The sequence below is a fragment of the Brevundimonas vesicularis genome (genome assembly GCF_044807075.1).
GTDB classification, from domain to species: Bacteria; Pseudomonadota; Alphaproteobacteria; order Caulobacterales; family Caulobacteraceae; genus Brevundimonas; species Brevundimonas vesicularis_G.
The window spans coordinates 111735-134461 of the sequence record NZ_CP085235.1 but is presented as its reverse complement, the minus strand read 5'-3'; the positions used below and the strand labels follow the sequence as shown (position 1 = coordinate 134461).

The 22727-nt window shown below is 66.6% G+C and carries 35 protein-coding genes; 11 read left to right on the top strand and 24 right to left on the bottom strand.

Annotation, left to right across the window (positions count from 1 at the left end; translation table 11 throughout):
• Window positions 1–163 precede the first annotated feature (163 nt).
• From LG306_RS17185 to LG306_RS17145, 9 genes are all read right to left on the bottom strand, one after another.
• Complete coding sequence (locus LG306_RS17185) at window positions 164–460, bottom strand: hypothetical protein (RefSeq protein WP_153923460.1); 297 nt, start codon at window positions 458–460, stop codon at window positions 164–166.
• 78 nt (window positions 461–538) lie between these two features.
• On the bottom strand, window positions 539–1090 hold the full coding sequence (locus LG306_RS17180; RefSeq protein WP_404419816.1) for a recombinase family protein: 552 nt from the start codon (window positions 1088–1090) through the stop codon (window positions 539–541).
• Between the two features lie 101 nt (window positions 1091–1191).
• Window positions 1192–1710, bottom strand: coding sequence for a hypothetical protein (locus LG306_RS17175; RefSeq protein WP_219352632.1), 519 nt, complete (start codon window positions 1708–1710; stop codon window positions 1192–1194).
• A gap of 151 nt (window positions 1711–1861) precedes the next feature.
• Complete coding sequence (locus LG306_RS17170) at window positions 1862–2134, bottom strand: PadR family transcriptional regulator (RefSeq protein ID WP_219352631.1); 273 nt, start codon at window positions 2132–2134, stop codon at window positions 1862–1864.
• 98 nt (window positions 2135–2232) lie between these two features.
• Complete coding sequence (locus LG306_RS17165; RefSeq protein WP_219352630.1) at window positions 2233–3033, bottom strand: hypothetical protein; 801 nt, start codon at window positions 3031–3033, stop codon at window positions 2233–2235.
• Between the two features lie 452 nt (window positions 3034–3485).
• Entirely contained in the window at window positions 3486–3620 is a 135-nt protein-coding gene (locus LG306_RS17160) for a hypothetical protein (RefSeq protein ID WP_255488867.1), read from the bottom strand.
• Complete coding sequence (locus LG306_RS17155; RefSeq protein WP_153923455.1) at window positions 3617–3973, bottom strand: hypothetical protein; 357 nt, start codon at window positions 3971–3973, stop codon at window positions 3617–3619. The genes LG306_RS17160 and LG306_RS17155 overlap by 4 nt, the downstream gene beginning before the upstream one ends.
• 82 nt (window positions 3974–4055) lie before the next feature.
• Complete coding sequence (locus LG306_RS17150) at window positions 4056–4295, bottom strand: hypothetical protein (protein WP_153923454.1); 240 nt, start codon at window positions 4293–4295, stop codon at window positions 4056–4058.
• Between the two features lie 73 nt (window positions 4296–4368).
• On the bottom strand, window positions 4369–4746 hold the full coding sequence (locus LG306_RS17145; RefSeq protein ID WP_219352629.1) for a single-stranded DNA-binding protein: 378 nt from the start codon (window positions 4744–4746) through the stop codon (window positions 4369–4371).
• Between the two features lie 858 nt (window positions 4747–5604).
• Here LG306_RS17145 and LG306_RS17140 point away from each other — a divergent pair.
• A complete protein-coding gene (locus LG306_RS17140) occupies window positions 5605–5814 on the top strand; it encodes a hypothetical protein (protein WP_219352628.1) in 210 nt (69 codons plus the stop codon).
• A 174-nt stretch (window positions 5815–5988) separates the two neighbouring features.
• Window positions 5989–6372, top strand: coding sequence for a helix-turn-helix transcriptional regulator (locus LG306_RS17135; protein ID WP_153923451.1), 384 nt, complete (start codon window positions 5989–5991; stop codon window positions 6370–6372).
• Here LG306_RS17135 and LG306_RS17130 read toward each other — a convergent pair.
• Window positions 6369–6758, bottom strand: a complete 390-nt coding sequence (locus LG306_RS17130; protein WP_153923450.1) for a hypothetical protein — start codon at window positions 6756–6758, stop codon at window positions 6369–6371. The genes LG306_RS17135 and LG306_RS17130 overlap by 4 nt on opposite strands.
• A gap of 61 nt (window positions 6759–6819) precedes the next feature.
• Here LG306_RS17130 and LG306_RS17125 point away from each other — a divergent pair, with 61 nt between their 5' ends.
• Together LG306_RS17125 and LG306_RS17120 are read left to right on the top strand one after the other, a co-directional pair.
• The gene (locus LG306_RS17125) at window positions 6820–7050 is read left to right on the top strand and encodes a hypothetical protein (RefSeq protein WP_153923449.1); all 231 of its coding nucleotides are present in this window, start codon (window positions 6820–6822) and stop codon (window positions 7048–7050) included.
• A 3-nt stretch (window positions 7051–7053) separates the two neighbouring features.
• Window positions 7054–7479 carry a hypothetical protein gene (locus tag LG306_RS17120; RefSeq protein ID WP_153923448.1) on the top strand — a complete coding sequence of 142 codons (426 nt, stop codon included), beginning with the start codon at window positions 7054–7056 and terminating at the stop codon, window positions 7477–7479.
• Here the strand turns inward: LG306_RS17120 and LG306_RS17115 are convergent.
• The 3 genes from LG306_RS17115 to LG306_RS17105 form a co-directional block, all read right to left on the bottom strand.
• Window positions 7476–7694: a hypothetical protein gene (locus LG306_RS17115; RefSeq protein WP_153923447.1), complete on the bottom strand. Its 219-nt coding sequence runs from the start codon at window positions 7692–7694 to the stop codon at window positions 7476–7478. The genes LG306_RS17120 and LG306_RS17115 overlap by 4 nt on opposite strands.
• Window positions 7695–7758: 64 nt before the next feature.
• The gene (locus tag LG306_RS17110; RefSeq protein WP_153923446.1) at window positions 7759–8061 is read right to left on the bottom strand and encodes a hypothetical protein; all 303 of its coding nucleotides are present in this window, start codon (window positions 8059–8061) and stop codon (window positions 7759–7761) included.
• A 312-nt stretch (window positions 8062–8373) separates the two neighbouring features.
• Complete coding sequence (locus LG306_RS17105; protein ID WP_153923445.1) at window positions 8374–8601, bottom strand: hypothetical protein; 228 nt, start codon at window positions 8599–8601, stop codon at window positions 8374–8376.
• Between the two features lie 265 nt (window positions 8602–8866).
• Between LG306_RS17105 and LG306_RS17100 the strand changes: the two genes are divergently transcribed.
• From LG306_RS17100 to LG306_RS17090, 3 genes are read left to right on the top strand one after another with little or no spacing between them, the layout of a single operon-like run.
• Window positions 8867–9589, top strand: coding sequence for a restriction endonuclease (locus tag LG306_RS17100; protein ID WP_219352627.1), 723 nt, complete (start codon window positions 8867–8869; stop codon window positions 9587–9589).
• Complete coding sequence (locus LG306_RS17095) at window positions 9586–9801, top strand: hypothetical protein (protein ID WP_153923443.1); 216 nt, start codon at window positions 9586–9588, stop codon at window positions 9799–9801. Before LG306_RS17100 ends, LG306_RS17095 begins: the two co-directional genes overlap by 4 nt.
• A complete protein-coding gene (locus tag LG306_RS17090) occupies window positions 9791–10426 on the top strand; it encodes a hypothetical protein (RefSeq protein ID WP_153923442.1) in 636 nt (211 codons plus the stop codon). Before LG306_RS17095 ends, LG306_RS17090 begins: the two co-directional genes overlap by 11 nt.
• 25 nt (window positions 10427–10451) lie before the next feature.
• On the opposite strand, the gene LG306_RS17085 is transcribed toward LG306_RS17090, so the two are convergent.
• Window positions 10452–11387: an ArdC family protein gene (locus tag LG306_RS17085; RefSeq protein WP_404419809.1), complete on the bottom strand. Its 936-nt coding sequence runs from the start codon at window positions 11385–11387 to the stop codon at window positions 10452–10454.
• A 227-nt stretch (window positions 11388–11614) separates the two neighbouring features.
• On the opposite strand from LG306_RS17085, the gene LG306_RS17080 reads away from it, so the two are divergent.
• Genes LG306_RS17080 through LG306_RS17065 form a run of 4 tightly spaced genes read left to right on the top strand, consistent with a single transcriptional unit; the run spans window position 11615 to window position 13666 of the window.
• Window positions 11615–12043, top strand: a complete 429-nt coding sequence (locus LG306_RS17080; protein WP_153923440.1) for a hypothetical protein — start codon at window positions 11615–11617, stop codon at window positions 12041–12043.
• A complete protein-coding gene (locus LG306_RS17075) occupies window positions 12040–12633 on the top strand; it encodes a hypothetical protein (protein ID WP_153923439.1) in 594 nt (197 codons plus the stop codon). Before LG306_RS17080 ends, LG306_RS17075 begins: the two co-directional genes overlap by 4 nt.
• Window positions 12633–13088, top strand: coding sequence for a hypothetical protein (locus tag LG306_RS17070; protein ID WP_194943558.1), 456 nt, complete (start codon window positions 12633–12635; stop codon window positions 13086–13088). The genes LG306_RS17075 and LG306_RS17070 overlap by 1 nt, the downstream gene beginning before the upstream one ends.
• The gene (locus tag LG306_RS17065) at window positions 13088–13666 is read left to right on the top strand and encodes a thermonuclease family protein (RefSeq protein WP_153923437.1); all 579 of its coding nucleotides are present in this window, start codon (window positions 13088–13090) and stop codon (window positions 13664–13666) included. The genes LG306_RS17070 and LG306_RS17065 overlap by 1 nt, the downstream gene beginning before the upstream one ends.
• A gap of 2 nt (window positions 13667–13668) precedes the next feature.
• Here LG306_RS17065 and LG306_RS17060 read toward each other — a convergent pair whose 3' ends face one another.
• The 10 genes from LG306_RS17060 to LG306_RS17015 all read right to left on the bottom strand — a co-directional run bounded on the left by LG306_RS17060 (window position 13669) and on the right by LG306_RS17015 (window position 22335).
• Window positions 13669–13947: a hypothetical protein gene (locus LG306_RS17060; protein WP_153923436.1), complete on the bottom strand. Its 279-nt coding sequence runs from the start codon at window positions 13945–13947 to the stop codon at window positions 13669–13671.
• Window positions 13948–13972: 25 nt separating this feature from the next.
• On the bottom strand, window positions 13973–14188 hold the full coding sequence (locus LG306_RS17055; RefSeq protein ID WP_153923435.1) for a hypothetical protein: 216 nt from the start codon (window positions 14186–14188) through the stop codon (window positions 13973–13975).
• Entirely contained in the window at window positions 14185–14583 is a 399-nt protein-coding gene (locus LG306_RS17050) for a hypothetical protein (RefSeq protein WP_153923434.1), read from the bottom strand. Before LG306_RS17050 ends, LG306_RS17055 begins: the two co-directional genes overlap by 4 nt.
• Window positions 14580–15344 (bottom strand): division plane positioning ATPase MipZ, encoded by a 765-nt coding sequence (locus LG306_RS17045; RefSeq protein WP_153923433.1) that lies wholly within the window; start codon window positions 15342–15344, stop codon window positions 14580–14582. The genes LG306_RS17050 and LG306_RS17045 overlap by 4 nt, the downstream gene beginning before the upstream one ends.
• Before the next feature lie 283 nt (window positions 15345–15627).
• Window positions 15628–16302 (bottom strand): hypothetical protein, encoded by a 675-nt coding sequence (locus LG306_RS17040; protein WP_153923432.1) that lies wholly within the window; start codon window positions 16300–16302, stop codon window positions 15628–15630.
• Window positions 16303–16362: 60 nt separating this feature from the next.
• The gene (locus LG306_RS17035) at window positions 16363–17766 is read right to left on the bottom strand and encodes a helix-turn-helix domain-containing protein (protein WP_153923431.1); all 1404 of its coding nucleotides are present in this window, start codon (window positions 17764–17766) and stop codon (window positions 16363–16365) included.
• Between the two features lie 357 nt (window positions 17767–18123).
• Entirely contained in the window at window positions 18124–18492 is a 369-nt protein-coding gene (locus LG306_RS17030) for a hypothetical protein (RefSeq protein ID WP_153923430.1), read from the bottom strand.
• Between the two features lie 202 nt (window positions 18493–18694).
• Entirely contained in the window at window positions 18695–19747 is a 1053-nt protein-coding gene (locus LG306_RS17025; RefSeq protein ID WP_194943557.1) for a transglycosylase SLT domain-containing protein, read from the bottom strand.
• 175 nt (window positions 19748–19922) lie between these two features.
• Window positions 19923–20336 carry a hypothetical protein gene (locus LG306_RS17020; RefSeq protein WP_040350236.1) on the bottom strand — a complete coding sequence of 138 codons (414 nt, stop codon included), beginning with the start codon at window positions 20334–20336 and terminating at the stop codon, window positions 19923–19925.
• A gap of 52 nt (window positions 20337–20388) precedes the next feature.
• Complete coding sequence (locus LG306_RS17015) at window positions 20389–22335, bottom strand: ParB/RepB/Spo0J family partition protein (protein WP_194943556.1); 1947 nt, start codon at window positions 22333–22335, stop codon at window positions 20389–20391.
• Window positions 22336–22727: the final 392 nt, after the last annotated feature.

The window sequence follows — 22727 nt, the reverse complement described above, 5'->3', positions numbered from 1 at the left end:
ACGCCCCTTGCCTGTCGGGGGTAAGGAGGACCTGCACCCGGAGGGCCGCAACGAAGTGGAGGACGGCGGAGCCGTTGCGGGGACGATGTCCCCGACCTCTTTGGGCGTGATTGATCGCGGCGGCCGCGCCTGGACCCGTGCGATGCTGGAATGAGCGGTTTCGCTATTCGCGAACGGGCCATTCAGCCCGGAGAGGAAAGGCGGTGTAGACCTCGGGCGGTTGGGCCCAGAAGGTCACCCGGCCCTCGCAACCGACCCGCCGGCAGTGCGGGTGTCGGTTCCACAGGACGCCCTCCCCGCCGAGGAGGAAGGCCATGACGCGAAGATCGACGCCCATGTTGAGGTGGCAGCGGTTGCACACGACGGTGACCCGCCAGCGTTTGGTCCGCATCGAGTCGACTGTGCCGCAGACAGCGCGCCAGTCCTCACGGGTGTAGCGGTCTGGGTTCTTGCGTCCCACGGTCCTGACGTCGCTGGCCTAAGCGCCCCTGCCAGCGGACGGTCTAGAGGACTCGACAGCGCGAACGCAAGCGTTTGTTCACGTCCCGTTCTCATTCCGGCCAAGGCGACGGTAGACGGTGGCCCGGCCAACGCCGAGCCGATCGGCGGCTTGTTCGACGGTGATGGTTCCCGTCGCGAGCAAGGGTGACACCTCTGCCCATGCCGCGTCGGTGATTGCCTGCTTGGGACCGGGCGGACGCGGAGCGTCGAGGATCTCGCGCTCTGCGCGGCGATCCTCTGCAGCCCGGGCCTCGTGGGCGAGCATCATGGCGGCGAAACGGAAGAACGCCCCGCCGTCATGCCGGGTGTCGATACCGTCATCGAGCGCGACCAGGTGCAGGCTCGTTTCCTGCAGCCTGACGGCCAGATCGAAGATCTGCCGATGGTCCCGCCCGAAGCGGTCCAGTGCGGTGACGTAGAGAACGCCGCCGGGCGAAAGCGCCGCTATCGCGCGGTCCAGCGCTGGCCGAAGGACCGTGGCCCCGCCGCGAAGGTCCTCATGGACCTCGCGGACGCCGGCGGCGACCAGCCGCTCGCGCTGGGCGATAAGAGCGGGGCCGCGGCGAAGCGCGCGGGCATAGCCGATCATGGGTGACTCCGTCTCAAGTCTCAGATTGGACATGGCGCAACCTGAGACAAGACAGACCCGCGCGACTAGCGCCGGTCCGCAGGATGCGGAACAGCGCCCGCCTAGTGAAGGCGACGACCGGGCTGCGCCCGGTTGAGGATGCCGAGCTGGTGGCGGGCGCGGGCGACGGCGACATCTTGCTGGTGGATGATCGCATGAAGCACGATCGCCTCATCCAGGAGCGCGAGGGCCTCGGTCATGTCGGTCGTCTCTTCGACCGCCTGCGCTGCGCGGCCGAGAAGATAGGCGGCGCGGGCAAGTTTGCCCGCAATGCCGCCGGCGCCGCGATCGCGCAGATGCTTGGTGAGGAAGGCGCAACGGTCGCTGGCTAGCTTCCGGGCCCGATCATCGAGGGCGAGCGACAGGCCTACGGCCTGGCTCATGGCCGAGCGGAAGCGAATGTCGTTCTGCAGCTTGCGATCGACGGTGTTCGCGACAGGATCGCAACCGCAGGCCTGGGCGACCGACATGATGGAACAGGCGACGAAGCCAATGGCCTCGTCAGGGGACATCGAGGCCACAAGGGCGCTTTGCGCCGAGGTGGCGAACAACCCGGGCAGGGTAGCCTGTGCTGCAGACATGGGAGGCTCCTTTTGAAGCCGCCTCGCTGGCGGCCGGAGCCTGGCGGTAGTGGGCTCACGAAGGCGGCAAGGGCTTCAGAGCGAAGCGTCCCTTGCCGCCGAGTGTGGGCGCCCACGAACGATGGGCCGGGCCGACAGATGCCGAATCCGATCAGTCTGCTGCGGAACCTGCCGTGCGTGCGGCCAGCGCCGTCCGTCCCGTCTCGGTCAGGGCGAAGACCGGGAAGTCCGGACGATGCGGCACGGGGACCTCCGCAAGATAACCCTCATCTGCTAGGCGATGGAGGTGACGCAGGGCCGCCTTGGTGGCCTCGCGCCCTTCAGGGCTGGCCGAAGGGCTGATGCGACAGCGGCCGTCGGCCGCCGCATCCGCGTTGGCCAGCACGCCGTAGTCGTCTGCGGTGAGGGTATGGGTCTGGGACATGAAGGGGCTCGCGATGTATGGCCCCCTCAGATCGCAACAGGGCTGCAGCTGGACAAGGGGACGACGAAGCGGGTCGCGCCTCACGCGACCCGCCCGGGCTAGAAGCTGAAGGCGAACTGCCCGGTCGGCTCCTGGTATTGGGCCGGAGAGGCCGCTTCGCCGGCCTCGGCCCAGGGGAACGCCGCGAGGAAGTCGCGATTACGGTATTGGGGGCCGATGAACTCCCGGCCCTTCTTCTCGGTCAGGATCTGGCTGATCCAGATTCTGGCGGCCTCATCCATGGTCGTCTCGTAAATCGGCCGGCAGCCGCACAGGGACCGATAACCCGTGTTGGAGATGAATGGGCCGGTGGCGGACACGGCGCGGAATTCGACCTGCAGGGACGAAGGCCCGCCCCGGGCGATGACGATCGCCCTGATGCCGGCATGATCGACCAGGAACTCTCCGGACTGGCCCCACAGGGGGACAGCACCCGGAGCGGCGGCAAGGCGTGCCCGCAGGCGGGGTGAAACCGCCTCGTTGCCTGCCTCGCAGGCGAAGAAGGCGCCGCCGTTGAGTTTCCAGACAACCGCATCATAGCGAATGCTGGCGGCCATCATGGCGGCCTCGTCGCCTATGACGACGGCCGCGTGGAAGGCCTCGAACGCTTCGCGCGCCACAGTGTCCAGTCCGGCCTGGTCGGCCGGGAGATCGGGCGCCATGCGCAACACGGCGGCATCGCGGAGATCGATGTACGAAGGCTCCCGCGAGCGACCCCGCTGCGCGGGGACGTCGTCGATGTCGTCATCGTCCCCTGTGAAATCGGTATCGTCGTCGAAATCCTCATCGAGCGCAGCGGTCGCGTCATCGAAGATGACGGCGGGGTCAGGCTGAATGGTTTCGATGGAAACGGCAGTCATGGGATCCTCCAGTGAAGACCGCCCGGGCTGGGCGGTGATGGAGCAATCCGAACGTGAGGTGCCGGCCCGTCACCGAAGCGCCGCCTTCGGCGGCGCGAGGGGAACGGCTTTAGCCGTTGACGGGATAACCGGCGGAGCCCTCACGGTGGGATGGGACAGAACCGCGCGCCCCCTCCCCTTACAGAGACCCCAACGGCGGAAAGCAGGAGAACGCCGTCAGGATCTCTGGAGCGGTCGACGTCGGGGGGGAGTGAGACGACCGCTCTATGCCCGCGAGCGGGCATAGAGCGACCTTAGACGGCACGGACGGCGTCCAGCTAGGCCAAGCGCACAGAAAGCGACCGCGCTTCGCGCGGACGGCCTTCGCAGGCGGCGAGAGCCAGCGCTGAGCGGATAAAACGAAAAAGGCCCCGCCGGGGAACGGCGGGGCCTCGAATGGCGGTGCGAGAAATCTACTCGGCCGGGATGGTCGGCTGCGTGGCCGAGGCCTGAAGACCGGCGACAAAGCCAGCAACAAGCGGCTTCACGAACCAGGCGATGACCGCGCCAGCGGCGAGGCCGACACCGAAGAGACCAACTTCAATCATGGACGATCCTCCTTCTGGGGCGTCTGTGGATTGGGAATATAGCCCAAAAGAGCGTGGGCCGCCACGATCAGCAACATAACGCCGATGCCGCTTGAGATGATCCACGCTGGCGTGACCACGAAGGCCGCGTTCAGCTGGGGCGTGACGAACACCGCCACGGCCAGCGTGAGAGCCGCCGTCTGGCAACCGTTGGCGCCGAGTTTCAGGCGCTCCTCGGTGACCTTGGGATGGTCCGGACGGAAGACGCCGGACGCCAAGGCCAGCCCGCGGCCGATCAGTCGGCCTCCTCGCTGTCCGAAGGTGAACAGGTGGTCCCGCAGTCGGGACAGTCGTCGTCGCAGGCGCATGACCATTCGTCGCTCCATTCCGTGCCGCACGGGCACTCATACGTGTTTCTGAACCAGGGACCAGTGTCCCCCTCGGGCCGCCGGCTGCTCACGGCAGACGCTCCAGCGGCACGATCCACTTCACGCCCGGCAGCTCGACGGCGAAGCCGAGAGCGGGGATCGAGTCCATCGCGTCATAGGCCTCGTCGAAGCTGTCGAACGGACCGTAGAAGCGGGTCTCGATGTTGAGCCGGCCGTGGGGCCGGTGCATCACCGCGAAGGGTCCCGGATGGTCCGGCCGGGGCTGGACCTCGTCCCAGGGTGGGGTGCTTTGGATGCTATCGAACATGTGAGCCTCCAGGCTGCTGTGGTTTCGCAAACCAAAAGGCCCCCCGGTTTCCCGGGGGGCCGCTGCTGGCGGATCAGCCTTCCGAGCCGGGCTCGTCGTCGGCTTGTTCGGTCGGCTTCTTGTCCAGGAAGATGACTTGGTGCTTCGGGCCGCTCAGGTTGATCTTGGCGCGGACCTGCTTGACGCCGTCCTTCTCGTACTCGTCGTAGCGCAGCTGGCCGATGATGTGGACCAGCGAACCCTTGCGCAGGCACTTCTCGATCGCGTTGACCTTGCCTTTGCCGAAGACCTCGACGGTGTGCCAGGTGGTGCGCTCCTTGCGCTCGCCGGCATCGTTCTTCCAGGTTTCGGTCGTGGCCAGCCGGATGTTGCACACGCGGTCGCCGCTGTTCAGGGTGCGGAACTCCGGGTCGTTGCCCAGGCGGCCGATCAGTTCAACTTGGTTCAGCATCGTCGTTTTCCTTCTTTCTCACCGGTCGGGATTTCCCGTCCGGCTCGCGGGCACTGCCGCGATCACGAGACCGTCAGCGACGGGGACAAGGGGACGTCCGAAGGCCGAGACTGGTGGAAACCGGCCTGCACAAGCGCAGCGCGGAAGGCCGAGGCGCGCAGCGCCGTGAGGGTCCGCCAGGCTCGCCCCGCGCAGCGGGGTTGCCTTCGGTAAGAACCCGACCCGTCGTAGGTTAAGAGTGATCCATTGCGGCTACCCGCCCAGCCGGGGGAACCCATCCTTCAGGTGAGCGGAAAACGCGCTGAAGCCTGTTGGACAGGCCGCCCTTGGTCCATCAACGTCCCGATGCTTCCACAATGACGCGCCCCCGAACGCGCCCAACTCCGACGCCCCCAAGACGCCCGGGGACGGGCCCAGAGCCAGACGCCCACCCCCTCCCCGCCTCGGCCTTCAGCAAAGGCATTCGAAGCGACGAAGCCGTCGAAGAGGACAGCGATCCATCGTCGTCACCATGAGCCTATGCCCTGTACGAAGGGCGTCCGACGGGGTCTGTGCTGGTCAATGAGTGGCTGGCCCAGAGATCGGTGATGGGCATCCGCCCCTGAACGGCGAGGATGCGGCCCCGCCGGTTCCCGGTCCGTTCGCTGCGCTCTCTACCCGGATCGAGTGGCCGCTAGTCGCGGCCACAGGCCCCACGCGCGTCGATTACGCATCGTTTCACGGCACCCTGCCCGTCAACGGCTTCGCCGTTCCCCTCCGCGCCGGCAAGAGCCGTCGCTCCGGTGACTGGCCGGGGCCCACCGTGCCCCGAAGGCTTCATCGCCGCCCGTTGGGGGCGGCTTCAATGGAGGCTTCGCCATGCAAACCGTTTCGATCCAAACCGCCAACCGTCACCAGGTCATCGTCGAACAGATGATCGACCAGGCGCAGCAACTGGCCGCAGGCTGGGAGAAGCTGAGCCGGAAACAGAAGCTGCAGGCTTGGGCGGACTGGACCGCTACTCGTCCGAGCGAGCGGGTGTTCCACCAGTTCCACCGGGTGCTGTCGGCCATCGAGAGCGTCCACTAAGGGAGGGGGGTTCGCCCCCCTTTTGCGCAGGGGCCGTCAGTCCGAAGCCCGGGCGGTTTCTGCAGAAGGGCCGGGGCGGAGGGAGTGGGTTCGTCGATCTGCGCCCTCCCCCGTGACAGTGAACCTGTGAGCGAATATGCCAGTGGGGGTTGTGGTAATCCGTTGGAGATTGAGATGAGCGGCAAGGTGGAAGACGAAGGTCCGGACCCCGTGGATGTGCATGTCGGGCTGGCGGTGAAGGCGTATCGGCTCCGCGCCGGGATGAACCAGCAGTCCCTGGGCAAGGCGGTGAAGGTGACCTTCCAGCAGATTCAGAAATACGAGAAAGGCGCGAACAGGATTTCGGCCTCGATGCTGCACCGGATCGCGGGCGTCCTGGACTTCCATCCGGGGGATGTCTTCCCGGTGCACGGTGTAGAGGCGGCAAGCCCCCAGGCGGGCTTCGGCGCCATCAAGGGAAGCCACGAGCTGGCGGAGAGCTTCTCGCGTATGCCGGCGCCGAACCGGGCGTTGCTGCTGAAGGTCGCGAGAGAATTCGAGCGGCCGGACGCGGCCTAGCCGCCATAGGTCTCGCAGATCGTCCGTAGGCGATCGCGTTGCGCCGGGTCGAGGTCGCGCCGGACTGCGCGGCAGGCCCGGCGGAGTCGTCTCCGGCGGCGAGCGAGGCCTTCGCCGCCGCATGTGGTGCCGAGATAGTGGCGGACCTCCTCCCATCCCGTGACGAAGTCATGCGGGAAGCCTTCGGGGATGATCCAGGCCCCGTCGACCGTGCGCCCGTGCGTCACCGTGGGCGACGCCCGCAAGGCGGGCTTTGCCGCGGCGAGCATGAGGCGGCATAGTTCCTCGTGAACAGGCGCTTCTGCAGCACGGCGGGCGCGCCAGCGCAGCGCCGCCCAGCCAGAGGCGGCGATCCCGATACCTGAAGCGGCTATCACGACAAACACGCGGCTCTCCCCCGCCACTGTGAGTTGAACATAAGCCGAGCGGTGTTACTGGAATCGCAACGTGCGCGAGAAGGGCGAAACAAGCGTGGGTAATGAGATGCCGGAATGGTGGATGCCGATGGATCCGGACAAGATCGAACACGTGCGTTCGCTGCTGAGCCCAGCCGCGTTCGTGGAGCGACCGTTCACCTTCGGGATCATCATCCGGCCGACCAATGAGAAGGAGCGGATCGTGCTCGAGATGATGGGCGAGGACCTGGTGCGGGTGTCAGCGGACGTAAGGGGGCGATAGACGATGCGGCAGCGATCGGCGGACGCCCACCTGGTGCCGGTGTTTCTGGAAAATGCGCAGGGCTTCCTGCGCGCCGGCTCCGAAGGGCCTGAGCCGGAGGCGTGGGCCCCGCGCGCGCAGATGCTGTGCTGCGCCATCGAGCTGGCGCTGAAGGCCGCCCTGATTGCAAACGGCTGGACGGACGATCAGAACCGGCGCGAGATCAGGCATGACCTGATGCGTGGTCTGAAGGCGGCGACCGGCGCGGGGCTGAAGGTGCGAAACGACCGGACGCAGGCCGTCGTCGCGGCCCTAAGTCCCCGCTATGCGAGGCACGAACTGGACGACATGGCGAAGGATGCCGGTAGGCCGTCGCTCGTTGACTGCGCGGCCGTCGCCCGCGATCTGCTGGACGACTGCAGGGCGTTCGCGGACGTGGTCGAGGCCTAAGACCTGGTCCGGACCAGAACGGCGGCGGGCATAGCCCGGCGCCGGTCGATGGCGATCCCGGCGGTCATCAGCGCCAGCATGAGGCCGCCGGCGACGATCGCCAGCGGAAGGCCGGAATGAATGACCGGCGTAAAGGCGATCAGGAGGGAGGCGATAAGGCCGATCGCCATGGCGGCGAAGGTCATCGGAAAGAGGGGCGAGGTCATGCGCGTCATGAAGGGCTCCGTTTCAGGATGGTCACACGCGGCCACCGGTCGTGTCCAGCGGCCGCGCGCGTGGTCACCAGTCAAAGACCGGTAGAGCGGCGCCTTCGGGGAGGTGCGGAGCGTCTCGGTCGAACATGACGTAGTCGAAGCCCCAAGCGCGGGCGAACTCGATGACGGCCCAGAGGTCGTTGTGGGTCTCGTCGTCGCGTTCCTGGTGAACGTAGACGATGAAACCGAACTCGGTCGGGCCGGTGTTCGCCCAGCTGATTGCCTTGGCGGTGGCGGCGTCACAGGTCTCCTGGGAGATGTGAGCCGTTGAGACGTCGAGCATCCGGCGGGTGTTGTTGTCGAGGGATTTGGGGTCGAAGTCGGACATGGGGCCTCCAGACAGCACCGGGATCAGTGCGTGACCGAACGCGTAGCGGGTAGGGTCTGAGCCGCACCCGGAGGGCCGGAACGGAGTGGAGGACTGCGCAGCGGTTGGCGGCGACCGGGCCCGGGCCGCTAGCGATCTGGGGTCCGCACCTTCCGGTCTCGAGGAGCAGGGCCGAGGGACAGGCGGTGTCCTGTTCACGACATAGGAACGGAACGAACCGTGAAAGTGGCCCGGTTTACAAACCGAGCCGTGGTTGACAGATCGCAGTTTGGTTGACGAACTCGGCGAAATGCCCAGACGGACGGCGGAGTCCTAGCGCTTGGTATCGTACCGCACGAAGGGCTTTCTGCGTTCCTGGGCGCGTACCAGAAAGCCGTAGGTCGAAGGTCCGACAAGCAAGAGCAAGAGCGCGGCCACCGATACGGGCATAAGGCCGAAGAGCTTCACCGCGAAAACGGCGATGGCGCACATCGCGAATGCGAAAAGCGGCACGGCCAAAGCGACCGTTACGATCTTCAGAGGGGTCGGAAGTCGTTCCAATGTGCTCTCCTTTGGTCTCGGGGAGACTGCACACGGGGTGTAACGCTGTCCAGCATCCCGCGTCAGGGATCGTCACCCGGACGGGACGAAACTCGCCCCTTGGCGAGGTTCGGTGAGGAGCGCAGCGACGAGTAGAGCCCGCCCCCGCCTCGGCGGGGAGACGCCCGAATTTAACCCTCGCCGTTAAAGACTTCGCCGGAAAATCGTGGCAAAACAGTCGGGCTGTCAGTCCGATCCCTGCATCCCCAACCCCAGGATGCAGGACATGAGTGAAAACGCGGCTCTCGAAGCCACTAAAAACATCGACATCGCCGGTGCCCTTTGGACCGCGATGCAACCCGCCCTGCCCTATCTGGCGGGGTTTTTCCTGTTCGCGATCTTCATCGGTTTCTTGCAACGACCGAAACAGACGAAGGCGCAAAAACAGCACGCCTACAACGAGCGCCGTTCCTGGGACGACCTGAAGCTCATCCGCTCGATGGCGCCGCTGGAAAACCCGGGGCGCGTCTTCGGCTACCTGCGCAAGGTGTGCCCCTACCGGTTCGAGGACATGATCCTCTCGGAGTTGGCCCGGCGCGGCATCAACATCATCCGGGGAACCTCCTACTCCGGGGACGGCGGAATCGACGGCCAGTTCACGCTGAACGGCGAACGCTGGCTCATCCAGGCCAAGCGTTACAAGGCCTACATCAAGGAAGATCACGTCTGGGCCTTCGACGCCGTCTGCCAAAGGCGCAAGGCGCGAGGGCTGTTCGTCCATACGGGACGGACGCCCGAGCGACTGCGCCAGATGCAACGCCAGTGCGGCGACGTCCGGATCATCAGCGGCGAGGAGCTGCTGAAGTTCTTCGCCGGGCATAGCGTCAGTCTGACCCTCGCGCCGGCGTCGCCGGTCTCGCCCGTCGAAGCCGGAAAACCTCAAATCGCGCGCGCCTCTGTCCCCCCTCCCTCCAAGGGGCGCGCAGCGATCGAAGGGGCGGTGCTGTGAGCGCCGCCCCGAGATCGCCCGCGCAGCTGGCCGCCGAGCGCGGCCATGACTGTCGCGGAGACTTCTTCTCGACGGGTGTGGATCTAGATCTCGCCCATGCTGCAGACGCCGATCTGGACGGGACGTTCGAGGCGACGTGCATGGACACCGGCGAGGTCCTGCAGGTGAACGGCTGGCTCTTCGTGAGAGAGGAGCAAGTCAGTGGGCGTTGAGGACAGAGAGTGGTTCCGGGAGGCCCGGGCCGAGCGTTTGCGGAAGGCGTTCGGCGATGCGACCCCGCGTCAGATGCGTCATAAAGGGCGACGCCGGGTGATCGATAGGCAAATCCTCGCGGGCGTTGCCATTCTGCTCTCGGCTGGAGCAACTCTCGCGCTCGGCGCCAAGAATTGGTGGCGCACGATCGACTTCGGGTTGGCCGATGTGCCGGCGGTCGTCGAGCTAGGGCCACAGGAGGCCTTCCCGACGAGTGGTACGGTCAATCTTCACGAGCCGAACGACTATTCCGCGGGCCACGAGCCCTTCGTGGTGCGAGGCGCCGGCGGCGAGACCCGCGCAGTCGTTAGGGTTCGGCGATGGGAAGACGGAAGTCCTGTCGCGACCGGTTTTGTCGCTGGAGATGGGCATACCGAAATACTGTTAAGGCCAGGTCGATACCGCGTGAGCGTCGCCTATGGCCGCAACTGGCGCGGCCTGGCGGAACTGTTCGGCCGAGAGACACTGGTGGAGGAGATCGTCGAGCCCATCGATGTCGTGTCGGGTATGGGGCAGACGCTCTCCTTGCGGAAAACGCCGACAGGAAACACGCCGACGGAGGGCCGCCGGCGTGCCGCCTTTTGAACACGAAGAGGGTAGGGAAAGGCCGTCACGCGGCCTCTGCGAGATCCTCCGTGACAGGGGCGACCGCGCGTCCAGCGATGGCCAGAAGGTAATCGGTTGCGGCCTGGGCCTGGGACGCGGCGCGAAGAATGGCGCGGCTGTCGGTGCGCAGGACCTTCAGCCAGTGGTCGAGGTAGGCCGCATGGTCCTCGATGTGGTCGGGCCGCAAGCCGAGGTGGGCGCCGAGGAAGGCGCTTCCAAGCTCAGCCACCAGCTCCTCGCGGGCGTAAGCGGGATCGCCGAATTTGGAGCCGAACGTGCGGTCTTGCCGGTGCTTGGCGCCGGTCCAGTGGATCAGCTCATGCGCGGCCGTGGCGTAGGCCTGCTCGATGTCGCGGAACAGGTGGCGTTCGGGGAGGCGGATGTGGTCCGGGCCCGGGGCGTAGTAGGCCTGATCGCCGGACCAGCTGATCTGGGCGCCGGTTGCGGCGAGGAACTCTTCGACCGAGGCGATGCGGGCCTGTTCGGCGGCCGCATCGGGTTCCTGGGCGGGGACCGGTGTGGGGTAGAACTCGGCGTCAAGGCCGTCGATCTGTTCGACGTTGAAGACGGGATAGCCCTTCAGGAAACGGAAGCTGCGGGCGTCTGCGTCGCCGGCGGACGGATCGGGTTCTCCCTTGGCCTGGGACTGGCCGTAATAGACGACGAGGGTGGACTTCTCGCCCGCGCGGACCTGCCCGCCGAGGGCGGCGGCCTGGCGGTAGGTCATCCATCGGGAGCCGGAGTAGCCCTCCGTGGCTCCGCGAAGCCAGAGCATGACGACATTGATGCCCTGATAGGGCTCGCCGTTGGCGCGCAACGGCAGTGCGACGGATCCGCCGGCCTTGGACGCCCACGGCTTGGTCCAGGGCCGAACGCCCTGTTCCAGCTGCTCGATGATGCTGGCGGTGATCCGGTCGGCGGGACTCTTGCGATCCTTCATTTGGAAGCCTCCTCGCGCGCGGGGCCGATCCCCGGGCGACCCGAAACCAATCGGGCGGGCTCCGAGCGGGGGACGCATCCGCAGGACCGCAGCGCAGCGGAGGACGGCGAAGCCGTTGCGGCCGCCGCGGCCCGCCCTTCGATTTTCGGGGAGCGCTGCCCGGGGCCGGCTCGCGGCCGGGGCGAAACAGATCTGATCACACAGGAGAGACCGACTTGGAGAACCCAATGATCTTCGATGATGAGGAGCTGGGGCTCTGCCAGCCCTGGTATGACAAGCTTTCGGGGCTAATCGTCGAGCCGACGCACGTCGTGACGGGAGACGACATCGCCAAGGCCATCCGGCTGGGCCATGCGTTCATCATGGAGTTTGTCCGGAGGGCGTCGTTCCACGGGATGACCCCGGAACATCTGCTGCGCTTGCCGTCGGCGCTGGGTGCGTCGGACGGCGGTCTTGTGTTCGCCTGGCGTGAAGGGACTACGGTTCTGGGGTTCCTGCAGGCGGGCGTCATCGCGCGCGGGCCCCTGGGTCACAGGGTGGTGCATCTGCTCGAGGCGGATGGCTCGATCCGCGAGATCCTCGGCCGCGCGAAACAAGAAGCGCTCGATGCGTTCGACCTGGAACGGGAAGCGGTTCACCGGAGCGTGGCCGCATGACCGGCTATCTGATCGATGCGGCCTATGTCTGGCTGGAGAATGAACGGCCCCACTGCAGGACGATGCGGGACCTGCGTCTGCCGTGTGGGGGCAAGGTAGACCTCGCGGTGATCGAGGATGGCCGGATCTGCGGGATCTTCTTCTGGAACGCGGCCTCCGATCGGAGCGCCCTGGTCCATCTGGTGACGGCCGCCAAGGCGTATCTGGCGGAAATCTGGGTTCTCTCGACGCCGGCGGCCGTGGGTGAGCTGCGAGGCTGCCTGCCCCTTCATGTGGGCTTCCGGGTGGCGAAGCCCGGTATTGTGCCGGCGCTGGCGATGCCGGCGACGATCGGCAAGCCGGGCGTGTCCGATCTGCTCAGCCTTCTGCACATCTACGAACTGCGGCAACTGGCGGCGACCCTCGACGTCTCGCCGTCGACGACAGCGGTCGGCGCGGCCGGCCAGCTGGCGTTCGGCAAGCTCAGGTTCATGGAGATGATCTGCGAGGTTCTCCTCGAGCGCGGACCCATGCCGCTTCCGACGAAGCTCGAGATACTCCGCGCCTCGCGCCCGAGATCCGTCGCTTTGCCCCCGGTGTGGGGCGGCTGATGTTCGGAAAGAGACAGCTGCAGGCCGAAGGCGATGCCGGGCCCTGGGGAAGCCGCTCAGGGCGCGATCACCTGGGTTGGCGGCGGATCATTCCGCCGAGGGTCAGGGCGGGCCTGGTGGGCCAGTCAGGGGCCATTCAGCGCCTTTCCCGATTCCTGTTGCGGGTGGCGCTGATCTCTGGCGCAGCGGTGATCGTCCCCCCGCTCCTGGGCGCCTCCACGGTCCTGACGCTGGCGTGCCTGTCGTTTTTTTCCGCCGGCGTGTTGGGCTACCTCAGCTGGATCCACGACGCCATTGAAGGGCGCCAGCGCAGCGCGGCGTCCAAGCGCCGCAAGCGCATCGTCTGGTTCGCGGCCGCGACATGGATGGTGGGGGTCCTGCTGACCGCCCTCGTCGTCCTTCCAACGCCTGAAGCCCGCTCCCCTGCCCTGCCTGAAATCACCGAGACCCGATAATGCGCAATCTCCCCGTCGTCTTCTGGGCCGCCACGATCGCGGTCGGCTTCTCCATCGCCCTGGCCAGCGCCGCGGCCGCTACGGAAAGGCGCGCGACCTATGTCGGCCGGGCCCGCGTCGTCGACGGCGACACCTTGGCGATCGGCAATGATCGGCTACGGCTGTGGGGCGTGGACGCGCCCGAGATCCGGCAACAGTGCCTGCGCAATGGCCAGGCGTTCCTGTGCGGAGAGCATGTCGCCGAGGCGCTCCGGACCTACATCGGGCGCGACCAGGTGCGTTGCGACTACCGCGACTGGAACCCGGCCCGGGCGCTGAACCATGAGGACCGGGCCGTCGTGCGCTGCACGGTGCGGGGCGTGGATCTGGCGGACTGGCTGACGTCCAGAGGGCTGGCCGTTCCCTTCTTCGTGGGAAACTACCGCAGCAGCGCCATGCGGGCCTGTGAGGCGCGTCTGGGCCTCTGGGCGGGCTCCTTCGCCCGCCCGAGCGCCTATCGCCGGCAGGGCGACTTCACGAGCGACGTCATGGGCGTGGAAACGCGGCGGCCCTGCGGCCGGTCTCTCAACCGACTTTAGGGCTATCCGGCATGTGGGGTTGATGCGCGGGTCATTAGCAGCGCCGTGCCCTTGGACGTGAGCTTCCAACCAGCGCCTCCACGGGGGCCAGGACAGTTCTCAACAAGCCCACTGGCTTCGTAATCCCACATCCGCGCAAATGCGGCTTCCGTCGCGGAGGCGCGATTTACGAGAGGGCTACGGGCGCAAAGATTGTTCGCGACCTTGGCCGCCGATAACCGGCTGTCCAGGTCGTCGCCAAAGAGATTGTGCAGTTCGGCAGCGATGCGCCGCTTGTCCATCACTACCTCCGACCGGGACAGCCGGTTATGCCGGCCGAGACTGGACCGGTTCACCCTCGCGGTTGAGCCGGTCGATGATGGCCTGAAGGCCGCGCGTGTCCATTCGGGCGTAGCGTCCGCCGTCAGTAGCGATTTCCTGAAGCTGTTCGTCGGTGAAACCGCCCGGAAACTGCCAGGCCGCGAGGGCGGCCAGAACCTCAGACAGTTCGTGGTCGTTGAGCTGGTGAAGGCGGTCCCTCACTGCTCAGGCCCTTCGAGCGCGTCCAAGGCGGCCTTCAGCACTTCCCACGCCCTGACGCCCCGTTCGTGCTCGATCTTCTTGAACCGCACGATAAGGCTCGCCGGGGCCATCATGTTCAGCTGGGCGCGAGGTTCGTCGGGGACATCGGGCCGGCCTATCAGATCGCTGATCTTGACCTTTCCGGGAGGGTTGGCCCTCCCCTGCCCCGCGCGGCGCGGCGATGCAGGTTTGCCGCGCGACTGAAACCCGGCCGCGTCGGCGACTTCCCGGGCGGCCTCGGCCGCAGGCCTGTCGATCGGCGCCCCTGGCGAGCGCGTGAAATCCGACAGATCGAGGCCCTTGCGCTCCTCGCCGATCGCCTCGAATCCGAATGCGTCGCTGGACTTGGTCATCATGCGGCTTTCTGTGCGGCGGGCTGGCGGAGGATTTCGATGATTTCTTCCGCGAAGGCGGCGGCATTGCTGCGCGCCTGCGGCAGACCGCCCACCTGGTCGGGGGTCAACTCGCTCAGCAGGGCATCGTGTTTGAACATGCCCCGGAAAGCAGGCCGGTCGGCCAGGGAGACGTCCATCAACGGCAAGGCGTTCTCCAGGAGCGACTTGCGGATGTCCCGTTCGTCGCGGGTCATGACGGCGCCGGGGTTCGCCCGGGTGATGACGATCCGGTGCGGGATGGCTTTGCTGGAGATCCGTTCCGTCTGATTGATCTGCCGGATGGTGCGAGCGACCTGATTGGCGTCCAACGTCGTGGGCGCGAACGGCACAAGAACCAGATGGGCTTGGGAGATGACCTGGGCGAGCCATTGGTTCGGGCTCCCCTCCGGATCGGCAATGACGAAGGTTCCCCAGCCCTGCGCGGCCTGAAGCCAGTCAAGGACGGCCTCGTCATCATTGTCCGTGGTGATGACCAGCAGCTTGCTGTCGCCGGCTGCTTCGCGGATCGCGACGGCGGCGTCGGCCGCGCTGCCCACTCGAGTCTTTGGTCCGTCGATAACCGGCGCGCCCCGGCGTTCGGCCCAGCGCGCCAGCGGACGGTTCGGATCGCCTTCCAGGAGCGCCACGTGGGCTCCTGCGGCGAGAAGCTCCGAGGTCAGGGTCAAAGCGGCCGTGGTCTTTCCACTGCCGCCCTTGGTGTTGGCGAAGATGATGTTCGGCATGAGGCTCCCTCCCGAGCGTCCGGTGAGCACGGACGCGCCGTGGCATCCGGAGACCCTACACCACACGGCCCCCACGGACAAGACGGACACCACGGACGCGACGGAAGTCACGGAGGTGACGGATAACCCGGAGGGCACGGACGGCCCGGAGGGCACGGACGGCCCGGAGGGCACGGCAAACAACGGAGAACACGGACCACACGGCGGGCGACGGATGGCACGGACAACCCCGGAGGCCACGGACCAGTCTAGACAGGTCTAGAGTGGTCTAGAGTGGTCTAGGCTAGGCAGAAGCCCTGACGCGAATCCCGTCGCCCTCATCGTCAACCAAGACCACGTCAGTGCCAAGGGGATCGTGAACCTCGTTGGCGCCGAGGTCCGAGATAGGCGGGACGATCGAGGAAGGGGTTGCCGATGCGGCCGGAACGGTCGTCTTGCCCGGGCGAGCGGACTTGGAGACGGGCGGAGCCGGCGTAAAACGGATGTCGAACGTCCAGCGCTCGTCGAGCGGCCTGATCCGGATGACGCCAGCGGCAAGCGCGGCGGCGTTGGAGCGCCGAAGCGCCGCCAGGGAGCGATACAGGCGACCGGAGGGACCAAAGGTCTCGCCAGCGGCTGTACGGGCGTCCGGTGGCCCTTCCGGACCGGTAGGAGGGCAGGAGAGGGCGGCCAGGGCCTGTTTAGGCGTCATAGCGCGGGGCAGGGCAGGGCGCGGCCGCCAAAAGGACACTGAGACCACCCAACCCCCCATGACAGGAACGCGGCGGGCGAATTCGGCTACGCCGAGGCGCGCGGCGTCTTGATCGAAGCCTTCAAGCGTCGGCCACGGGCCCGAGAGGTATTCGCTGGCGAACTCGACGGGCCGCCCGCCAAGAACCCGACTGGCGTCCTGCGCGGTCGCAGCTCGCCGCGCATGGCTGTCGAAGTCGGCAAAGGTCTCTACGACGGGGAAGGTCATGGTCACGCCCTCGAATACTTGGACGCCAGTGTGACGTCCGGAGGTTGAATCTTAGTGAAGTCAGTCCGGTGTGGATACGCGGACGAGACGTTTCCAGCTGGCCCAGAGATTGACGGTCACAAGAGGATCGTTGAGGCGCGCGACCAGGCCGAGCAGGTAGGCCCGCCGGTTGCGGACGTCCGCCGTAAACTCGGCCAAAAGCGCCGCCACAGCGAAGGCAACTCCGGCGTCGCCGGCGGAATGGCGGCGGATCTCTTCCTTCGTCAGCCCAACACGGCTCGCGGCGGACTGCCCGTAGGCCACCACAAGGGCCTCGTCGGTCGGGAACATGGGATGGCGCGTGAAGGGGAAGTCCTTCTGGGCGAGGATATCGGGCAGGGCGATGATGATGTCGCCTATGGCCGGGGCGTTGACCCGGGGACGTCGGCGGGTCGTTGAGACGGGTGTGATTTCGATGACGGTCACGCTATCCTGGTCATCCTCAGCAGGATCATCGTCGTAGGTAGCGGATGACTGCCACAAGACCTCGCCATCCTCGTCCAGGGCGTCGGTTTCGGCCGGTGTTGGCTCCGTCGAGGCCGCGTACTCCTCTCGGAGAGCCCCTCTACCTAGAGAAGATTCACTAATTAGAATTTTTCCAGGCTGAGTAGGGAGTAATTGGGCGCCGTTTCTGTCAGGCGCGCCGGACTCTTCTGTCACCCCTGAAGAACTCCAGACCTGGTGGTCCAGCAGGGCTTCAAGGCGTCCCACGGCTGCGTCGGCCTGGGCGACGGCCATCCGGGCCATGTCGAGATCCTTGCCGCGGCGAACCGCCTCGATGGCGCGCAAAGCAGTCTGGGCGAAGCCGTGTTCCTCGCTGGCGAGGAGGACGGCAAGCAGGCTGCGAATGCGTGTTGAACGGCAGCTGAGGGTGCGTCGCAGGGTGCGCAGCTCGTGGCGATCGACGCGGTCCTGGTCGCGAAGGGCTTCCAGTTCGCGGTATCGGACGATCAGGGGCCGGAGATCGACGCCGTAGGCCTCCTCGGGCGCGTCCGCCGCGCCGATCCGGTAGCGGGTGCGATCGGGGCTGTCCCGGAAGCTGATCCAGCCCAGGCGGCTCGTTTTCTCGCGCCAGCGAGCCAAGGTGCGGCAAGTGACGTCGAGATCCGCCATCAGATAGGCGTCGGCGTAGGTCGAGATGAGGGCGAGCCCAGCCGCATCCAGATCGAGCCCCGCCAAGGCCGCCGAGGGTTTGAAGCACTCCGCCGGCTGAAGCTTCACCAGGTGATGCAGGAACGCCCGTTCCCGGGGTTTGAGGCCCATAGCGCGGGCAGGGACGTCCTCCAGGAGGCGGAGGAGACTGGATTTGGTCGCTCCATCCGGCAAACCGGACCACTGGCGCGCGTAATCCTCCGCCCGCCGATGGGCAGGCGTGACTGGTCGTAGGCCCCGCGCACCCGCGCTGGCCTGATGATGCGTGAGCATCGGTCGCTCCCTTATTCAGGGAGGGATTTCGGGCAAAGCTTCGCCGTCGCCCTCAAAGGGCGTTTTTGTCTTGACGATGGGGGGAGCGAGCGCGCATAAGGGTTCTGCACAATTTAGACCCTTGCTTTTTTTGAAGCACGCCCGCCGTTCCCTCTGGGGACGGCGGTTTTTCTTTGTCTGGACCCCTCCGACTCGCTTGGTGGTGCGGTCATGGGACGGCGCCCCACGATTCGCGTCAAGTTTTCCCAACAGCAATTGGGAAACAGGGGCAATGAGCGGCCGAATGGGTTAACGCCAAGTTACAATTCGGCGGTATGTTTGAGTCCTGGAAAGGCCCCGGCGAGGGGTATGCGGCCGCTAGGCGGCGCGCGCTCCGCTCAGGTCGGCGGAGAGATGTGACCGCGTGGACACGCCTTCGAGGCGCGAAGGCGCCCGAAGATCTGCGGTGGCCGAATAGATCAACGAGCCCAGGTCGGCCTGCTGGTCTTTGGCGATTTCTTTGAGGGCATCGACGAAATGCCGCTTGAAGGCGAGGTCAACGCGGCTTCCCGACAGAGGTTGGCGCGAGATGCCGGCGGCAAAACCGTTGGCGACACAACGCTGTAGGCGGCGCTCGACAACGGCCGACACTGATCGCAGGCCGAGGGCTTCCCGTTCAGCCTTCAGCCCAGCGATGACGCTTTGGGGAAGGCGGGCGGCAACATTGGCGTGGGTTTTGTCGGACACGAACAGCACCTCTCGCCCACACTATGCGGTGAGTTACGCCCCGAAACAAGGGCCGGGGCGGTGTCTGGACATGTGAAAATGAGGACTGCGAACAGCCCCGTGCGGATCACCATTAGCGCCGCGCGGAGCCCGACGCAATATAGAGGCATTCCGCGAATCCAACGACATACGTCCGAGCTTGCGACTCCGCTGAAAACTGCGGTTAGGCGGCCTCTCCTTTGGAGATGAGGAGCATCCTGAGGCTGGCGACGCTGCGGGGACGGCCGCCGGCATAGAACAGGCTCGGGTTTGCGGAGGCGGCGCGAGGGAAGAGCCCCGCCGCTGATCTGGCCGGATCATGCGCGTTGGCGCGCAGGAGGCTTACAGCTCCGCCGGAGCCGAGGAAGTGGGCCATATACAGCTCGCCGTCGCGCGGCGGCCGACGCAGGTAGGAGCGCAGGGCGCTCGCGTTCTCGCGCGTGAACTCGCCGGCGAGATATGCGGAAAGCTGGGCGTCATAGCGCAGCGCGAGGATCTGGCGGCGCACGACGCGGTCGTTCACGAAGGGCTCGCCGTTTCGGTCAAGGTGGATTTGAGAGGCGAGGTGACCGAGGCCATAGGATGCGCCGTGGCGACGCACGGTGAGCAACCAGGTCGTTTCGATGAACTGATAGAGGCCCGCCGCCGTGGACGTCGCCGCCCTGGCCGAGGGGTCAAATGACGATTCCCGCTTGGCCGCCCGCCACAGATAGCCGTGCGATACGCCCGACCGCTCGGCCGCGGCCTGGATGGCGAACTGGACGTGAGCCGCCGGCGTCGACGATCGCGACGAAGCGCGGCGGGTCCGGGGCGCGCGAGCTGCTCGAGACAGGTAGCGCTGGAAACTGAACGCCTGGACCGGCGCGGCGGGCCGCGTCGCGCCGGGTTCCGAGAATGCGGCGAAGGTCGAGGCGACCTTGGCGGCAATCAGGGGATCGAGCGGAGCGGCGGCGTCCGGAGCGGTCGGCACATGGGGCAGGGCCCGGCCGACGAGCCGGCTGGCGTCGGCCTCTGCGCGGATCGCGCGCGCCACTGGATCCGCAGCGAGCATATCGAGTGTGGGCGTGGGGTCGGTGAGGAGGTCCAGCCCGGGGCCGTCGCGCACGGCCGCGAACGCCGCCGCCTCGATCTCCGAATGAGAACGAAGCCCGTGAGCGCTGGCGGACAAGGCGAGCGCCGATACGGCGCAGGCGACAATGGCGAAGGCCGAAGGTCGGCCGAGAAGGTTCTGTTTCATCTCTGCATCCATGGGGTGGGGGATGCAGGGATCGGACTGACAGCGCGGGCCTTTTCGCACACCGGCCCCGTCGCGCGCAACCCAGGGCCCACAAGGGCAAAAAAAGGGGCCAGCCGAAGCTGACCCCCAAGGTGGCCTGTCCAGAGTGGTCCAGGCTCGATGCGACGGATGCGGGCTAGTCGAGGCCAGCCGGCGAATGGAAGACGTGGAACCCGGCTTCGGCCAAGTGTTCCAACGGTTGAGCGCGAGGCACAGTCTGCCCGATCAACTGACCAACCTGGGCGGCGGCGTCGGCGAGCGTCTGCGCCTCGCTGAGGCCGAGGACGGCGTAACCGGCTGCAAGGCGGTCAGCGCCGTCCATCGGAACGAGCCGAAAACGTCGGCTCGGAACGTCCGCCCGAACGGCGGCAATGAAGGCAGTGGAAGGCTGTTCCGCGAGGGCGGCCGACGAGGCGCGCTCGATCAGGGTACGCAGGGCGGCGGCCTTGGCGGGATGCTGGGCGATCTCGGCCGACACGCTCAGACGGCGAAGGGCGATGGACACCAAGGTCGCCTGGTGCGCGTCGTCGATAGGGATGCAACGGGACATGGGGGATTCCGACAAGAGTAGGGGAGGGGGCCGAAGCCCCCTCCGCAAAGGTTCAGTCCTCGGCGCCCGCTTCGGCGTCCTCGTCCTGGATGAACTCGTCGTCCGCGAAATCATCGTCATCAACGGCCCCGGCCGGTCCAGCCCCGATATCAGCCTTGTTGTTGCTGGGTGACAGGGTCGGTTCCGCCAGGGTCGCCAGCATCGGCGGGGTCCAGCGGTGTTTGGCGGCGTTCCGGGCCACGATCTCGACCAGTCCCGTGCGCTTCTCCTTGGCGAACGGTTCGGCGTCCATGCCCATATCGGTGATCGCCTGCGTCAGAGCCTTCTTGCCCGCGCCCTTGAGGAACTCCGCATCCGGCGTCCAGCGCTCGGCCATATCGACCTTGGCGTGAGCGGCGATGAGCCCCAGCTGGGCCCACGCGCGAGGCCGCCGATAGTCGGCCCGGCTCTCGACGGCGTTCAACTGGCAGGCCACGCAGAGCGCCAGAAGCTCGGCCTTTTCCCCCGCGCTCAGGGCGACGACGTAGGGGAAGAACTCCAGATAGGTCGAAGGCAGACGCTCATCCCAAGCGGCATAGAGGTCCTCGTATTCGCGATCCCCCTTGACCGTGATCCCCTCGGCCGGTTCGGCCCCCGCCTTCGCGAAGGACAGGGCATAGCCGTGGTCAGAACGGTTCCGCAGAACCATCCAGCCTTGGTGGGCGACCATCGTGTCATAGGCGACGGCCGGGTTGACGGCGACGGCGTTGCGAACGGCGGTCGTAGCGATACGGGTCATCCGTTGGTGGCCTTCGTGGCCGAACGCGGGCTTCTCCTTCGCCTCGCCGGTCCCGCCCCCGCTCTGCGCGGTGGCCCGGAAGTAGGCGCGCTCGATCGTCAGCTTCCCGCCGTGTTGCAGGATCAGGAACACAGTCCCCGCCGCCTTTTGCTCGTCGGTCCAGACCTCAAGCGTTTCCGTGAGCTTGCGCAGTTCTTCACCGGCTACGGCCCGATCCCACGCGCCGATATCGTGGTCGTTGCTGATCGCCCGAAGTTCGGCCATCCGCGCCGCTTCGGCCTCGGTGGCGTCACGCCGCGCCGGATACTGCCGGCGCTGACCGCCCTCGTAGCCATAGGACTTCTGCGCCACCTCGACATTGGCCCATCCCTCGGCCCGAACCGCCTCAACGGCTTCGTTCAGCTTGTCCTGGGCGAGTTGGTGGGCGAGAGCGCTGTCAGCCCACGCCGCCGTGGTGTCGTCCCCGTCCTGAAACAGGTCGATGACGAACGTGCCGCCCGCCGCCGCATAGGCGTCCCGCCCGACAAAGAGGGCGATCCGATCCGACGCGTCGAGAGTGCTGTCCAGCAGCATCGAGCGCACATTCCAGTCGTTGATGTGACGCTGACCCTCGAAGCGACCCCAGACCTGCAGCTGCCGCTCATGATCGTCCGTCAGGGTGAAAGCCTGCAGGGTGTCGATGTCGAACCGACCGGCGAAGAACGCGTCCAGGACGGCGGGGGCCACATGGGACAGGCTCAGAAGCTGCGCGACACGTTTGCGGGTCGAACCCGTCACCGCTGCGATCTCGCTTGCGTCCAGCCCCTTGGCCGAAAGGGCGCTGTAGGCCGACAGTTCTTCCTGAACCGTCATCGCCTCGCGCTGCGCGTTCTCGGCCAGACTGATTTCGAGGGCCACGGCCTTGGGCTTCAGGACGAAACTGACCCCGAGCGCCTGAATGTCGGCCGGGAGACGCTTCTCCTTCTTCAGCCGTTCGAGCGACCGCAGACGCCGCCGCCCGGCGGTGACGTAGTGGACGCCGTCCTCCTCATAGCCGACCAGAGGATTCAGCAGCCCCACGGGGGAGGCGATGGAGTCGCACAGTCCGCTGATGTCGTCTTGGGCGGGCTTGCTGTTGGCCCGCACGTTCTCAGGCGCAACCTTCAACTTCGCACCCAGGCGCACCCGGATGGTGCCGGAAACTTCGGTCGCCGAAGCGGTATCAATAGGGGTCATTTGCATCGTCATCGTCCTTGTTTTTGATTGGACGCAGACGGTTCCCAAGCCTCGCGATGCCCACGCCAGAGACAATCTCCGGCCTTTCCAAATCAGCACCGCAGGAACGACTTAATCGAAACACGCCCGCGCGAGTTTCCGGAGCGCGGGCGGCAAAGCCGCGCGCTTAGGGGGGTGAAACACGTCACAGACCGAGAGGCCCGGAGGGGGATCACCCGGCCTGCAGGCGCGAAGCGGCGAAGGCTGGGGATACCGGGCCTTCTCGCCCCCGCCCGTCAGGGCGAGGGGTCGTCTTGACGTGTGAGGGGGCGGCCCCCCTCCAATGCCGACTGCAACGCCGAGGAATGCGCGAGCGCAGCGAGCCCCTCTCCCGCCGGCCGCGCCAGCGGAGATAGGCG

Excerpts from the sequence above, each read along its gene's own strand:
- LG306_RS17025 (WP_194943557.1), bottom strand. The coding sequence starts at position 19,747 with ATGAAACAGAACCTTCTCGGCCGACCTTCGGCCTTCGCCATTGTCGCC.
- LG306_RS17120 (WP_153923448.1), top strand. The coding sequence starts at position 7,054 with ATGCGGCAGCGATCGGCGGACGCCCACCTGGTGCCGGTGTTTCTGGAA.
- LG306_RS17045 (WP_153923433.1), bottom strand. The coding sequence starts at position 15,344 with ATGCCGAACATCATCTTCGCCAACACCAAGGGCGGCAGTGGAAAGACC.
- LG306_RS17150 (WP_153923454.1), bottom strand. The coding sequence starts at position 4,295 with ATGTTCGATAGCATCCAAAGCACCCCACCCTGGGACGAGGTCCAGCCC.
- LG306_RS17070 (WP_194943558.1), top strand. The coding sequence starts at position 12,633 with ATGTTCGGAAAGAGACAGCTGCAGGCCGAAGGCGATGCCGGGCCCTGG.
- LG306_RS17015 (WP_194943556.1), bottom strand. The coding sequence starts at position 22,335 with ATGCAAATGACCCCTATTGATACCGCTTCGGCGACCGAAGTTTCCGGC.
- LG306_RS17100 (WP_219352627.1), top strand. The coding sequence starts at position 8,867 with ATGAGTGAAAACGCGGCTCTCGAAGCCACTAAAAACATCGACATCGCC.
- LG306_RS17160 (WP_255488867.1), bottom strand. The coding sequence starts at position 3,620 with ATGATTGAAGTTGGTCTCTTCGGTGTCGGCCTCGCCGCTGGCGCGGTC.
- LG306_RS17110 (WP_153923446.1), bottom strand. The coding sequence starts at position 8,061 with ATGTCCGACTTCGACCCCAAATCCCTCGACAACAACACCCGCCGGATG.
- LG306_RS17155 (WP_153923455.1), bottom strand. The coding sequence starts at position 3,973 with ATGGTCATGCGCCTGCGACGACGACTGTCCCGACTGCGGGACCACCTG.
- LG306_RS17175 (WP_219352632.1), bottom strand. The coding sequence starts at position 1,710 with ATGTCTGCAGCACAGGCTACCCTGCCCGGGTTGTTCGCCACCTCGGCG.
- LG306_RS17075 (WP_153923439.1), top strand. The coding sequence starts at position 12,040 with ATGACCGGCTATCTGATCGATGCGGCCTATGTCTGGCTGGAGAATGAA.
- LG306_RS17035 (WP_153923431.1), bottom strand. The coding sequence starts at position 17,766 with ATGCTCACGCATCATCAGGCCAGCGCGGGTGCGCGGGGCCTACGACCA.
- LG306_RS17050 (WP_153923434.1), bottom strand. The coding sequence starts at position 14,583 with ATGATGACCAAGTCCAGCGACGCATTCGGATTCGAGGCGATCGGCGAG.
- LG306_RS17040 (WP_153923432.1), bottom strand. The coding sequence starts at position 16,302 with ATGACCTTCCCCGTCGTAGAGACCTTTGCCGACTTCGACAGCCATGCG.
- LG306_RS17080 (WP_153923440.1), top strand. The coding sequence starts at position 11,615 with ATGATCTTCGATGATGAGGAGCTGGGGCTCTGCCAGCCCTGGTATGAC.
- LG306_RS17180 (WP_404419816.1), bottom strand. The coding sequence starts at position 1,090 with ATGATCGGCTATGCCCGCGCGCTTCGCCGCGGCCCCGCTCTTATCGCC.
- LG306_RS17140 (WP_219352628.1), top strand. The coding sequence starts at position 5,605 with ATGCAAACCGTTTCGATCCAAACCGCCAACCGTCACCAGGTCATCGTC.
- LG306_RS17060 (WP_153923436.1), bottom strand. The coding sequence starts at position 13,947 with ATGGACAAGCGGCGCATCGCTGCCGAACTGCACAATCTCTTTGGCGAC.
- LG306_RS17065 (WP_153923437.1), top strand. The coding sequence starts at position 13,088 with ATGCGCAATCTCCCCGTCGTCTTCTGGGCCGCCACGATCGCGGTCGGC.
- LG306_RS17085 (WP_404419809.1), bottom strand. The coding sequence starts at position 11,387 with ATGAAGGATCGCAAGAGTCCCGCCGACCGGATCACCGCCAGCATCATC.
- LG306_RS17170 (WP_219352631.1), bottom strand. The coding sequence starts at position 2,134 with ATGTCCCAGACCCATACCCTCACCGCAGACGACTACGGCGTGCTGGCC.
- LG306_RS17020 (WP_040350236.1), bottom strand. The coding sequence starts at position 20,336 with ATGTCCCGTTGCATCCCTATCGACGACGCGCACCAGGCGACCTTGGTG.
- LG306_RS17115 (WP_153923447.1), bottom strand. The coding sequence starts at position 7,694 with ATGACGCGCATGACCTCGCCCCTCTTTCCGATGACCTTCGCCGCCATG.
- LG306_RS17135 (WP_153923451.1), top strand. The coding sequence starts at position 5,989 with ATGAGCGGCAAGGTGGAAGACGAAGGTCCGGACCCCGTGGATGTGCAT.
- LG306_RS17145 (WP_219352629.1), bottom strand. The coding sequence starts at position 4,746 with ATGCTGAACCAAGTTGAACTGATCGGCCGCCTGGGCAACGACCCGGAG.
- LG306_RS17165 (WP_219352630.1), bottom strand. The coding sequence starts at position 3,033 with ATGACTGCCGTTTCCATCGAAACCATTCAGCCTGACCCCGCCGTCATC.